The organism is Demequina aestuarii (genome assembly GCF_000975095.1).
Lineage (GTDB): Bacteria > Actinomycetota > Actinomycetes > Actinomycetales > Demequinaceae > Demequina > Demequina aestuarii.
Genome location: NZ_BBRD01000002.1, coordinates 244,795 through 256,143, shown reverse-complemented (window position 1 = coordinate 256,143; position 11,349 = coordinate 244,795). Strand labels below are relative to the sequence as shown.

General features: G+C 69.5%; 14 protein-coding genes. 6 read left to right on the top strand and 8 right to left on the bottom strand.

All coding sequences use genetic code 11. The features are described 5' to 3' along the window. The first annotated feature begins 7 nt into the window (after nucleotides 1-7). The 4 genes from crtI to AOP72_RS12790 are packed head-to-tail and all read left to right on the top strand — an operon-like array spanning nucleotide 8 to nucleotide 3,217. Nucleotides 8-1,657, top strand: coding sequence for a phytoene desaturase family protein (crtI, locus tag AOP72_RS12805; protein ID WP_084631967.1), 1,650 nt, complete (start codon nucleotides 8-10; stop codon nucleotides 1,655-1,657). Next, entirely contained in the window at nucleotides 1,654-1,995 is a 342-nt protein-coding gene (locus tag AOP72_RS12800) for a lycopene cyclase domain-containing protein (protein WP_062137866.1), read from the top strand. The genes crtI and AOP72_RS12800 overlap by 4 nt, the downstream gene beginning before the upstream one ends. Then, entirely contained in the window at nucleotides 1,992-2,342 is a 351-nt protein-coding gene (locus AOP72_RS12795) for a lycopene cyclase domain-containing protein (RefSeq protein ID WP_062137863.1), read from the top strand. Before AOP72_RS12800 ends, AOP72_RS12795 begins: the two co-directional genes overlap by 4 nt. Then, nucleotides 2,339-3,217 (top strand): prenyltransferase, encoded by an 879-nt coding sequence (locus AOP72_RS12790; protein WP_062137860.1) that lies wholly within the window; start codon nucleotides 2,339-2,341, stop codon nucleotides 3,215-3,217. The genes AOP72_RS12795 and AOP72_RS12790 overlap by 4 nt, the downstream gene beginning before the upstream one ends. Nucleotides 3,218-3,233: 16 nt before the next feature. On the opposite strand, the gene AOP72_RS12785 is transcribed toward AOP72_RS12790, so the two are convergent. The 3 genes from AOP72_RS12785 to AOP72_RS12780 are packed head-to-tail and all read right to left on the bottom strand — an operon-like array spanning nucleotide 3,234 to nucleotide 4,800. Next, nucleotides 3,234-3,860 (bottom strand): aminodeoxychorismate/anthranilate synthase component II, encoded by a 627-nt coding sequence (locus AOP72_RS12785; protein ID WP_062137857.1) that lies wholly within the window; start codon nucleotides 3,858-3,860, stop codon nucleotides 3,234-3,236. Next, on the bottom strand, nucleotides 3,857-4,021 hold the full coding sequence (locus AOP72_RS13685; protein WP_193746440.1) for a hypothetical protein: 165 nt from the start codon (nucleotides 4,019-4,021) through the stop codon (nucleotides 3,857-3,859). The genes AOP72_RS12785 and AOP72_RS13685 overlap by 4 nt, the downstream gene beginning before the upstream one ends. Then, on the bottom strand, nucleotides 4,018-4,800 hold the full coding sequence (locus AOP72_RS12780; RefSeq protein WP_062137854.1) for a class E sortase: 783 nt from the start codon (nucleotides 4,798-4,800) through the stop codon (nucleotides 4,018-4,020). Before AOP72_RS12780 ends, AOP72_RS13685 begins: the two co-directional genes overlap by 4 nt. A gap of 116 nt (nucleotides 4,801-4,916) precedes the next feature. On the opposite strand from AOP72_RS12780, the gene AOP72_RS12775 reads away from it, so the two are divergent. After that, nucleotides 4,917-5,165: a cell division protein CrgA gene (locus tag AOP72_RS12775; RefSeq protein ID WP_062137851.1), complete on the top strand. Its 249-nt coding sequence runs from the start codon at nucleotides 4,917-4,919 to the stop codon at nucleotides 5,163-5,165. Nucleotides 5,166-5,321: 156 nt separating this feature from the next. Here the strand turns inward: AOP72_RS12775 and AOP72_RS12770 are convergent, their stop codons facing one another. Further along, a complete protein-coding gene (locus tag AOP72_RS12770; RefSeq protein ID WP_152650423.1) occupies nucleotides 5,322-6,158 on the bottom strand; it encodes a rhomboid family intramembrane serine protease in 837 nt (278 codons plus the stop codon). A gap of 10 nt (nucleotides 6,159-6,168) precedes the next feature. After that, the gene (locus AOP72_RS12765) at nucleotides 6,169-6,705 is read right to left on the bottom strand and encodes a peptidylprolyl isomerase (protein ID WP_062137845.1); all 537 of its coding nucleotides are present in this window, start codon (nucleotides 6,703-6,705) and stop codon (nucleotides 6,169-6,171) included. A gap of 91 nt (nucleotides 6,706-6,796) precedes the next feature. On the opposite strand from AOP72_RS12765, the gene AOP72_RS12760 reads away from it, so the two are divergent. Continuing rightward, nucleotides 6,797-7,813: a hypothetical protein gene (locus AOP72_RS12760; RefSeq protein ID WP_062137843.1), complete on the top strand. Its 1,017-nt coding sequence runs from the start codon at nucleotides 6,797-6,799 to the stop codon at nucleotides 7,811-7,813. Nucleotides 7,814-7,909: 96 nt separating this feature from the next. Here the strand turns inward: AOP72_RS12760 and AOP72_RS12755 are convergent, their stop codons facing one another. The 3 genes from AOP72_RS12755 to AOP72_RS12745 all read right to left on the bottom strand — a co-directional run bounded on the left by AOP72_RS12755 (nucleotide 7,910) and on the right by AOP72_RS12745 (nucleotide 11,127). After that, complete coding sequence (locus tag AOP72_RS12755) at nucleotides 7,910-8,419, bottom strand: gamma-glutamylcyclotransferase family protein (protein ID WP_193746435.1); 510 nt, start codon at nucleotides 8,417-8,419, stop codon at nucleotides 7,910-7,912. An 84-nt stretch (nucleotides 8,420-8,503) separates the two neighbouring features. Beyond that, nucleotides 8,504-9,055: a DUF5317 domain-containing protein gene (locus tag AOP72_RS12750; protein ID WP_062137837.1), complete on the bottom strand. Its 552-nt coding sequence runs from the start codon at nucleotides 9,053-9,055 to the stop codon at nucleotides 8,504-8,506. A gap of 2 nt (nucleotides 9,056-9,057) precedes the next feature. Continuing rightward, the gene (locus AOP72_RS12745) at nucleotides 9,058-11,127 is read right to left on the bottom strand and encodes a putative bifunctional diguanylate cyclase/phosphodiesterase (protein ID WP_062137834.1); all 2,070 of its coding nucleotides are present in this window, start codon (nucleotides 11,125-11,127) and stop codon (nucleotides 9,058-9,060) included. Nucleotides 11,128-11,349: the final 222 nt, after the last annotated feature.

Here is an 11,349-nt window from a genome sequence, read left to right as displayed (position 1 = left end):
ACAACTCATGAGCGGTCACGTGGTGGTCATCGGCGGTGGGGTGAGCGGTCTCGCGAGCGCCGCGCTGCTCGCGCGCGGCGGCGCGGACGTCACGCTGGTGGAGCGGCACGATCGCGTGGGCGGCCGCGCCGGCCGGCTCGAGGTCGATGGCTTCACGTTCGACACCGGACCGTCCTGGTATCTGATGCCCGAGGCCTTCGAGCACTTCTTCGCGCTGCTCGGCCGTCGCGTCGAGGACGAGCTCGACCTCATCGACCTCGACCCGCGGTACCAGGTGTTCTTCGAGCGCGACAGCGCCGCGCTGGCGGACGTGCTCGAGGTCACAGCGTCGTCAGACACGAACCGTGCCCGGTTCGACGAGATGTCTCCGGGCGATGGCCAGGCGATCGCCGACTACGTGGATGAGGCCACAGACCTCTACCGGCTCGCTCTCGACAGGTTCCTCTACACGACCTTCGAGCGTCCGCTGTCGGTCGCTGATCGCTCCCTTCTCCCACGCCTGGGGTCGCTCCTCCCGCTGCTGACGCGCTCCCTTGGATCTCGCATCGCGGGACGTGTGCAGGATCCCCGCCTGCGTCAGCTGCTCGGCTTCCACGCCGTGTTCCTGGGATCCTCCCCCGATCGCGTGCCGTCGCTGTTCTCGCTCATGAGCCATCTCGACCTGCGCGACGGCGTCCGCTATCCGCGCGGCGGTCTCTACGCGGTCGTGGAGGCCCTCGAGCGTGCAGCCGTGGCCGAGGGAGTGACCATCCGCACCGGCGCCGATGTCCGCCGCATCGTGGTCGAGGACGGCCGGGCCGTGGGCGTCACCCTCGCGGACGGCGAGACGCTCCGGGCCGATGCGGTGGTGTCCTCCGCGGACATGCACCACACCGAGACTGAGCTCCTCGAGGAGGAGCACCGCGCCCGCCCCGAGAAGTCGTGGCGCAAGGTGCGGCCGGGCGTCAGCGCGCTGCTCGTGATGGCCGGCGTCGAAGGCGAGCTTCCCGAGCTGAAGCACCACTCGCTGTTCTTCACCCAGGACTGGGACGCCAACTTCCAAGCGATCATGGAGCGCGGCGAGGTGCCTCATCCCGCCTCTGTCTATGTGTCCCGCACCACGGCCACCGACCCCTCCACGGCGCCGGCCGGGCACGAGAACCTCGTGATGCTGGTGCCGTTCCCCGCCGAGCCCGCGCTCGGGGCGACTCCGGAGTCGCGGGAGGCGATGGAACAGCACGCGGCGCGCTACCTCGACCAGGTGGGCGCCTGGGCTGGGGTTCCCGACCTGCGTTCGCGCACCTCGATCAAGGCGATCCTGACGCCCTCGGACTTCGCCGCGTCACTGTCCGCCTTCAAGGGTGGCGCGCTCGGGCTCGAGCACACCCTCCTGCAGTCCGCCATGTTCCGCCCCCGCAACATCTCCAGCAAGGTGTCCCACCTGCTCTACGCGGGCGCGTCGACCGCGCCCGGCATCGGGGTGCCGATCTGCCTCATCTCGGCAGAGCTCGTGGCGAAGCGGCTGCTCGGGGAGACCTCGGCCCACCCGTTGAACACCCCGCTCCCGGCCGGCTACCTCGCGCGTTCCCGCAGACGGGGCCCGCTCGGCGACCTCGCGCGCTCGCTCGGGGCCTCCTCCGCGCCGCGTCCCGCATCGCCACCGCAGGCGGGGTCGTGACCTCCTGGCTCTACCTGGGTGCGCTCACCGTGAGCCTGCTGGGCCTCGGCACGCTCGACTGGCGGTATCGCCTCGCCCTGTTCGTGGAGACCCGCCGCACTCTTCTCACGCTGGCGTCGGCCGTCATGGTCTTTCTTGTGTGGGACCTCGTGGGGGTGGGTCTTGGAATCTTCTTCCGCGGCGACGCGCCCTACATGACGGGCGTGCTGGTCGCGCCCGAGGTGCCCATCGAGGAGGTCGCGTTCCTCACGCTGCTGACCTACCAGACGCTGCTGCTGTGGCGGGCGTACTCGCGCTCGCGCCGCTCCCGAGCCGTCGAGGGCGGAGCGGAGCTGTGACCTACGTGGTGCTGTCCGTGGTCGCGCTCGCCCTCATCGCGGCCGCGACCGTGCCCGTCCTCAGGCGCGTCGAGCGACCGCCACTGCTGCTCACCGCGCTGGTGCTGCTCGTGCTCACGGTGGTCTTCGACAACATCATCGTCGGAGTGGGGCTCGTGGCCTACGACGAGTCGCTCATCAGCGGCGTGCTCATGCCCATCGCCCCCATCGAAGACCTCGCGTACGCGATCGGCTCGGTCATGCTGGTGCCGGCACTGTGGATCCTGTTCGGGCGACGTCGAGACGGGAGCGCGGGCGCCACGAGCACCGGCGCCGCGGACCACGATGCCCAGGAGCCGCAGCCGTGATCGCGGCCATCGTGAGGGCCTCGCGCCCCATCAGCTGGGTGAACACCGCGTTCCCGTTCGCCGCCGCCTTTCTCATGGCGGTGCGCGAGATCGACGCGGTGCTCGTGGTGGGCACCCTGTTCTTCCTCGTCCCGTACAACCTCCTGATGTACGGCGTCAACGACGTCTTCGACTACGAGTCCGACCTCGCGAACCCGCGCAAGGGCGGCGTCGAGGGCGACGTCATCCGCGACCGGGCCGAGGCGGCCCGCATCCACCGAGGCATCCTGTGGACGAGCGCGCTCACCACGCTGCCTCCGGCGATCTGGCTCGCGCTGCAGGGCGGCGTCGCGGCGGCGATCACGCTGGCGCTGGTGCTGTTCGGGGTCGTCGCCTACTCGGCGCCGGGACTGCGGTTCAAGGAGCGCCCATTCCTCGACTCCCTGACCTCGTCGCTGCACTTCGTGGGCCCGCTGCTGTATGCGTTGGTGCTCGCCGGCGTGTCACTCACGGACCCGGGCGTCTGGCCCGTGTGGGCGGCGTTCATCGCGTGGGGAATGGCGAGCCACGCCTTCGGCGCGGTGCAGGACGTCCGCGCGGACCGCGAAGGAGGCATCGGCTCGATCGCGACCGTGCTCGGCGCGCGCGCCACCGCCCGCCTCGCCACCGTGCTCTACGTCGCCGCATCGGCCGTGCTGCTCGCGATGCCGTGGCCCGGCATCCTGGCGGCCGCGCTGCCGCTCGCGTACGCGGCGTCGACCGCCCGGTTCTGGAACGTGACCGACGTCACCTGCGAACAGGCGAACCGCGGGTGGCGGACCTTCCTGTGGCTCAACCAGCCCGTGGGGTTCCTCGTGACGATGCTGCTGATCGTCGTGTGGAACGGCTGGCTCTAGCGGCGGCGCTGACCGCCTACTGACGCACGAGCGGGGACAGGCCCGCTGACCGCCCCTCCGCATCGGGCATCCCGCACACCTCGAGCCAGTTCGCCAGCAGGCGATGGCCGCCCTCGGTCAGCACCGACTCGGGGTGGAACTGCACGCCGTGCAGTGGCAGCTCGCGGTGCTGCAGGCCCATGATGATGCCGTTGTCCGTCCGGGCCGTCACTTCGAGCTCATCCGAGACCGTGTCGGTCTCGACTGCGAGCGAGTGATAGCGCGTGGCGGTGAACGGCGATGCGAGCCCGCGCAGCACCGAACCGCCCTCGTGCCTGACGTGGGAGGTCTTGCCGTGCATCAGCTCGGGGGCGTGTGAGACGACCCCGCCGTAGACCTCGGCGAGGGCCTGGTGGCCCAGGCAGATGCCCAGCATGGGGGTGCGGGTGCGCGCACACTCGCGGATGACGTCGTTCGAGGCGCCCGCCTCCGCAGGAGTGCCGGGACCCGGTGACACCAGCACGCCGTCATACTCAGCGATCGCATCGGCCTCCGCCACCGCGTCGTTGCGCACCACCACGGTCTCCGCGCCCATCTGGCGCAGGTAGCCCACGATCGTGTAGACGAACGAGTCGTAGTTGTCGATCACAAGGATGCGGGTCATGGCTCCTCCACGGTGGTCTCTTGGATCGCAAAGTACTCGGACGCCCAGGGGAACACATACTCGAACAGCACGAAGACCACCGCGGCGAGCATGAGGAGGAGCAGCAGCACGCGCAGCACCGCCGGCCCCGGCAGCGCGTTCCAGATCATGGTCGAGATCATGGCGCTGCCACCAGCAGCTCTTCGGGAACGCCGTTCCCGGTCGGGGCCCAGTAGTCCAGGCGACCGTGCACGACCCACCGCTCGGCAGCGGAGAACTTGGGGTGGCAGGTGGTGAGCGTGATGTAGCGGTCGTCTGCCTCGACGCCGGGCTCGCCCGGCATCGGTGCGATCACCTGGACGTCCTGCGGCGTCACGATGTCCCAGGACTCGACCGTGTACACGAACCAGGCGTCCCCGGTCTGGACGATCAGCGCGTCGCCGACAGCGAGCTGGTCGATGTCCACGAACGGCTTGCCGTAGGTGGTCCGGTGCGCGGAGATCGCGAAGTTGCCGGTCTGACCGGGGAGCGCGGTGTCGGGGTAGTGGCCGATCCCGAGCGGGTCGAGCACGTCCGCACGGGTGACCCCTTCGTAGATCATCTTCGTGTAGTCCTCGCCCCAGCGCGGCACCATCAGCGCCGCGAGCTTCTCGGCGAAGTCGGGGTACCTCATCTCAGGCGGGTCCGTGTCGCGCATCTTCAACTCGTCCGGGATGGTCTCGACGATGTCGGCGGCGACGATGGCCGGCTGCACCCACTCCGTCTCCTCGACGGCCTCGCGCTGCACGCGCTCGCCCTGAACGTCCGTGTAGAACAGCTGCCACACGACGAACAGCGCGATGAGCACGCCCGCCGCGATGAACAGTTCGCCCAGGATCCCCACCACGCTGAGGCGACGCTGCGGGGGCCGCGCCGGCGCGGGGACGTCCGCGTGGTCGCGGACGCGGGTATCGGTCGTCATGATGCGACAAGCGTACGCGAGCGCGTGGGGGTGCTGACGTCTGGCCCGTGCGTAGGTACGCTGGACCCCATTCATGCCCGCACGCCGCGGGCCGAACCCTGCATCGGAGTACCACCGTGGCCGTCTCGAAGAAGCGCGACAAGAACGTCTACAAGGCCCCCCGCAACCTGGGGAAGCCGGACGACACCGACAACCCCCGGTGGCTGCTGCCCACGGCGGTGACGCTGCTGATCATCGGCCCGGCGTGGATCATCACGTACTACATCTCGCGCGCTCAGTACCCGCTCGACATCGGCGACTGGAACCTGCTGGTGGGCTTCGCGTTCATGGCCGCAGCGATGATGCTGCTCACCCGCTGGAAGTAGCGCACCGACCCCGTCCTCGCCGTGAAGTGACACCGGTGTAGTTTTCCCCCGCTGTGGACAACCTTGGGGACAACTACACCGGTGTTATTCACATCTGGGGGTGGAACGGGGGATGCCGGCGCCCGGCCGATGCGCGGGACCCGGGGCGGCGGACGCTCAGTTGCCGGGCTGGGCACCGGCGCGCGCGGCGCGCTCACGGCTGTCGACGCCGCGGAACATCACCAGCATGATGATCGCGCCGACCACCGCTCCGCCGAGGTGGCCCTGCCATGACAGGCCGGCGAAGAACGACAGCGCAGGGATGAACTCGGACACGAGCGGACCACCGATGAAGATCGCGGCGATCACCAGCACGGACTGATACGGCAGCCGCAGGCGCTTGAGCACGATGCCGTAGGCGGCGAGCAGGCCGAAGATCGCTCCCGATGCACCGCCGTGGACGCCCTCGTTCGCCAGCAGCATCACGCCCGCTGACGAGCCGAGGAGCGAACCGAAGTACAGCGCGGCGAAGCGCACGCGTCCCATCGCCGGCTCGAGCGCATTGCCGAGTTGCCAGAGCGCGACCATGTTCATCGCGATGTGGAAGAAGCCGAACTGGACGAACCCGGCGGTGATCCACCGATACCACTCGTCGCCCACGTTCACGTACTGAGCGATCAGCGACTCGCTCGCCCCGGGCCACAGCCCCAGGTAGCCCTGCCAGCCGTCGCCGATGAGCATCGGCGCGAGCAGGAACACCGCGATGTTCAGCCCGATCAGCACATACGTGACCAGGGGCGGCCCCGAGGCCGCCGTGAATCCCAGCCGCGAGCGCATCGGCCGTGCCTGAGCCTTCGCCTGAGCGAGGCAGTCCACGCACAGCACGCCGACCGCCGCCGGCCGCTGGCACTCCGGGCACGCCGGCCGCTCGCAGCGCTGGCAGCGCACGTACGCGACGCGGTCCGGGTGCCGAGGGCAGGTGGGTGCGGACGATTCGCCAGGCGGCTGGGTCACGCGAGTTCCTCTAGGAGACGGTCACGGCCGTGATCATGACGTCCTCGAGCGGGCGGTCCCGCCCGTCCGTGGGCGTCGCGGCGATCTTGTCGACGATCGCGCGCGACTCGTCGTCTGCGACCTTTCCGAAGATCGTGTGGGCCTGGTTCAGGTGCGGGGTCTGGCCGACGGTGATGAAGAACTGCGAGCCGTTGGTGCCGGAGGGCTTGCCCGTGATGGGGTTGGTGCGCTTGCCGGCGTTCGCCATGGCGAGCATGTAGGGCTCGGAGAACTGGTTGTTGGCGTGGATCTCGTCGTCGAACGTGTAGCCGGGACCGCCGGTGCCGGTGCCCTCGGGGCAGCCGCCCTGAATCATGAAGCCTTCGATGATGCGGTGGAAGATGAGCCCGTTGTAGAACGGCTCGGTGCTCGGCTTGCCCGTCTCGGGGTCCGTCCACTCCTTCTCGCCGGTGGCGAGGCCAACGAAGTTCTTGACGGTGGTGGGGGCGTCGTTCGGCATCAGTTCGATGCGGATGTCGCCTGCGGTGGTCTCAAGAGTTGCGATCATGGGGACTATTCTCGCATGCCGCTCGCGTTACTCATATGGAAGTGACAATATGGGGGATCAGGACACCCCCTGCTAATTGGAGGCACCTCACGTGGCACGCAAGAAGAATCCCCTCGATCATCTCGACGTGGACCAGTATCGCGCGCAGGCTCAGGAGGCCGCCGCGCACGCGAAGGTTGCGGCTGAGCAGGCATCGAAGTCCGCCAAGAAGGCGGCGAAGGAGGCTCAGAAGTGGGCCGCCCCGCAGTATGACAAGGCCGTCGACTGGGCCGTGCCCCAGGCACACAAGGCCAAGGAGTGGGCCAAGCCCTACGCCAAGAAGGCCTACCACTCCGGCGCTCGCAAGGCTGAGCCCTACGTGCGCCGCGCCGGCGACACCGCGACGCACTGGGCCGACGTCGCCCACGCAGCCGTCGTGAGCGCCGCGATCCCCGCCGCGCTCCACGCCGTGGAGAACGCCGCGCATGAAGACGAGAAGCGCAGCTGGGGCCGCGTGCTCATCCCGATCGCTCTCGTGGGCGCCGCCGCCGCAGCCGTCGTGGTGTGGGCGCGTCGCGACCCGGGCCGCGACACGTGGGCCGGCGAGGACGAGGAGTGGGAGCTCGCAGGCGACGGCGACTTCAAGCGCCAGCTCCGCGACAACGTCAACAAGGCCACCGACGCGGCCGTGGACGCGGCGAAGAAGGCTGCCGAGGCAGCCGCCTCCGCCGCGACCGCAGTGAAGGAGCAGGCCGGCCCGACCGTCGAGAAGGTCAAGGAGCAGGCAAGCCCCACGGCTGAGCGCCTTCGCGACACCGCAGTCGAGCAGAGCAAGAAGATCGCCGGTCAGGCAGAGGCCAGCGTCAACAAGGTGCGCGAGTCGGCGACCTCCGAGGTCAACCGCGTGAGGGCATCTGTCGACGAAGCTCGCGATCGCGCGACGGCGGCGGCCGCCAGCACCATCGACGACGCCGAGGACGTGTGGGAGGACGACTCCACGGGAGAGACGCCCACCGCCAAGGTTCAGGCCACCGCGGCAGCCGCCGCGAAGAACACCAAGGCTGCTGCCAAGAAGCCGTCGTCGACCGGTTCGACTGCCTCAAAGAAGCCGGGCGGCGCCAGCAAGTAGCACCGCTGCGCATCACCGTCACGGAAGCCCCGGCCGAATGCGGCCGGGGCTTCCTGCGTCTGTGCAGAGCTCAGGGCCGCCTCGCAGCCCCCTGGTTCACCGGGCGAACCAGTCGCCCGACTCGATCTGTGCGAGCCCATCGATGAGCGCGCCCGGCCCAGCGACGTACAGCCATCCCCAGCGCACGCTGCCGGTGGCGGGGTCGGGAAAGCTCACCGCCACCCGCTCATAGTGGTTGAGCCGCCCGCCCACTTCGAAGCCCTCGAGCGTGTCGAGATCCGCGCGGAGGGACTCCTGCGCCCCCGCACCGGCCGGTGGGACCAGGACGTCGAGCGTGATGGCTCCCGCGGTCGAGCGCGGCACGATGTACGGGTAGCCGGCGGGTGCCTCGTACATCGCGTAGCCGCCCAGGGTCAGGGACCCGGCGTGCACGCCGCCATGGCGCTCCACGAGCGCTGCGTTGGAGCCGCCTGGCCTCAGAGTTCCGTACACGAGGTACGGCAGGTCGAGACCCCCGGCGAGCGCAGGAGCATCGGGCGTGGGGACGTCAGAAGCCTGGCGGTGCGAAGAAGCGACGTGAGGCGCCCCGGCGCGAGAGAGGTCCACGACGGCAATTCTGCCGTGACCGGCGGCCCGCACGAGCGCACGCGCCGCACGAGCGTGCAGTCGAGTTGCCACGAGGAGAGGAGCTCAGCCCGCCGTGTGCTCCTGGGCCGGCACCGATGCCGCGCCGATGCGGCGAGTGCGCGCCCAGGCCGCGACGATCACGCCGACCACGATCAGCACGTCTCCCACGCTGAAGGTGTTGGCCAGCGGCAGCGGATCGGGCCACGCGAAGTTGTCACCCAGCCAGGGCAGCACGGGGTCCTCGACCACCGCCGAGTTCGCGAACGCGTCGTCAGCGCCGAGGCCCGCTGCCTCGACCGCGCCCGCCCGGGCCGGCAGCACGCCTCCGTTCAGCGCGATGGTGACGCCGTTCGACAGCGCTCCCAGGCCCACGATGAGCGCGCCTGGCATGGCACGGTTGAGCCACAGGAACACGCCTGCGGCCACGTAGGTGAGGATGTGCATCACGGGGGCGATCCGGTGCAGGGCGTCGATCTGCATGATCACCACCTGCAGCGCCAGGGCCACCCACACGAGCGCCGGCCAGCGCCAACGGTGCAGCAGCAGACCCGCGGGCCACCGTCCGACGACGAGCGGCGAGACGACGACGAGTGCGCAGACGGCGAGAAGGAGCATCGTCAGCGACCTGCGCCGCGTGCGGTGGGCGCCGTGCGCCGCTCAAGGTCGAGCCGCTGGCTGATCTCGTCCACGGAGGCGGGACTGCCCAGGTGGTAGCCCTGACCGATCACGCCTCCCAATTGGGCGAGGGCCTCTGCCGTCGCGTCGTCCTCGATTCCCTCCGCGACCACGCGCAGGTCCAACGCGAGCGCGAGTGCGATGGTCGAGCGCACGATGATCAGGTCATGGTGGTCGGACCCGATGTTGCTCACGAACGACCGGTCGACCTTGAGCTCGTCGATCTGCAGGCGCTTGAGGTAGCTCAGCGAGGCATTTCCCGTGCCGTAGTCATCGATCGCGATCTCGACCCCGATGCCGCGCACGGCGCGGATCACCATGTCGGCACGCACCGTATCGGACAGGATCCCGGTCTCCGTGATCTCGAGCACCAGCGCAGAGGGCGGGATCTGGTGACGCGCGAGAGCCTCGTAGATCTGTTGTGCCAGACCCACGTCGGAGAGGTGGCGGGCCGACAGGTTCACGGCCACGCGCACCTGGTGCCCGGCCTCTCGCCACTTCGCAAGCTGGGCCAGCGCGGCGTCGAGCACGAAGTGGGTGACGGGGAAGATCAGTCCCGAGTTCTCCGCCAGCGGGATGAAGTCGTCGGGCGCGATGGTGCCGCGCGTGGGGTGATCCCACCGCACCAGCGCCTCGACCGCCACGGTCCGCCGGGAGTTGAGGTCCACCTGCGGCTGGTACACCACCCGCAGCTGCTGAGAGTCGAGCGCAGAGCGCAGGTCGGCGAGCAGCTGCAGGCGTTCGACGGTGTTGACGTCGTACTCCGGGGAGTAGGTGCTGATCCGGTCCCGCTCCAGCTTCGCGTGATACAGGGCGATGTCCGAGTTCTTCATCAGGGTCTCGGCGTCGGTGCCGTGCATCGGAGCGACCGCAACACCCGCGCTCGAGCGGACCAGCAGCTCGAGGCTCTCGATGCGGATGGGCGCGTCCAACGCAGCCAGCAGATCGCGCGCCACGCGCCGAGAGTCCGCTAGGCCGCCGTTGACGACCACCGCGAACTCGTCCCCGCCGAGCCTGTGCACCGACCCGCCATCCGGCACGGCGTTCCGCAGCCGCTCGGCCACGTCCCGCAGGATCGTGTCGCCCACGGGGTGGCCCAGGGTGTCGTTGAAGTCCTTGAAGTGGTCCAGGTCCAGAAGCACCAGACCCGGGCCCTGCGTGGTGGTGTGCTGCGAGGCGCGCAACGCCCGAGTGAGGGCGCTGTCGAGCTGGCCGCGGTTGCCCAGGCCCGTCAGGGAGTCGTGCGCCGCGTCATACGCATGGCGCGCGACGACGGTGGCGAAGAGGTGGGCCGCGACCACCGGGGCGGCGAGCAGTGCCAGCACGCCGACGCCGTCGGAGGCGACGTCTGCGGCGATGCCGCCCACACTCAGCAGCACCAGGTGCGTGAGGAAGGAATTGCGCGCATCGGTGCGCAGCACGAGAGTCAGGGGCTGGCCCGAGGCGAGCGCGACCACCGCGGCGACAAGGAACCAGTTGACGATGACCATCGCCACGCCGGCGACGAGGAGCGCGCCGACATGCCCAGGCGTCACTGACTCGGGCACGCCGAAGGTGGCCTTGCCCGTCAGGAGCCCGTAGACCACGCCGGCGGCGAGAACGCTCAGCGCGTACTGCGCCGTGTTGAAGAGCGACTTCTTGAACTCGCGGCGATTGACGATGTCGTCGGCGAGGCTAGAGACGACCTGCACCACGATCGCGAGGCCGAGGCCTCCCACGGCGATCAGCGCGAGCACGAACGGCGCCGACGTCGACAGCGACCTGGTCTCCGAGCCCGCCAGGACGAGCAGGATGGGCTTGACCTCGCCTGCGATCGCCGCGACGGCGAGGAACGCTACCGAGGCCAGCGGCAAGGCGGTGAGCAAGGCCGCCCACGGGCTCAGCGCGAGCGCTGCGATCACGCTTCCCAACCCGGCGGTGCTGACGACCGCGAGGTAGATGGCGAGCGGCGAGAACGATGCCGAGGCGCGAGCCCCGGCATCGCCCTCGCCAGAGTCTGGTCTCAGACCCACTTATAGCCAGCGCCGACGATGGCGGCGACGGCGACGAGGGTGCTCGCGCTCGCCGCGACACGCACGACCTTGCTGTTCTGAAGAACGCTCCACTTGTTCATATATCTCTCCCTTGCTGAGGAGACGATGGTGACGGCCAAACCCGCCTGCCGACACCTGTGTCCCCGGGAGGCCCGGGTATTCAAATGTGCGGCCATCGTCCGCTTTGTTGCGGTCCGCCGG

Excerpts from the sequence above, each read along its gene's own strand:
- crtI (WP_084631967.1), top strand. The coding sequence starts at position 8 with ATGAGCGGTCACGTGGTGGTCATCGGCGGTGGGGTGAGCGGTCTCGCG.
- AOP72_RS12785 (WP_062137857.1), bottom strand. The coding sequence starts at position 3,860 with ATGACCCGCATCCTTGTGATCGACAACTACGACTCGTTCGTCTACACG.
- AOP72_RS13685 (WP_193746440.1), bottom strand. The coding sequence starts at position 4,021 with ATGATCTCGACCATGATCTGGAACGCGCTGCCGGGGCCGGCGGTGCTG.
- AOP72_RS12780 (WP_062137854.1), bottom strand. The coding sequence starts at position 4,800 with ATGACGACCGATACCCGCGTCCGCGACCACGCGGACGTCCCCGCGCCG.
- AOP72_RS12765 (WP_062137845.1), bottom strand. The coding sequence starts at position 6,705 with ATGATCGCAACTCTTGAGACCACCGCAGGCGACATCCGCATCGAACTG.
- AOP72_RS12750 (WP_062137837.1), bottom strand. The coding sequence starts at position 9,055 with ATGCTCCTTCTCGCCGTCTGCGCACTCGTCGTCGTCTCGCCGCTCGTC.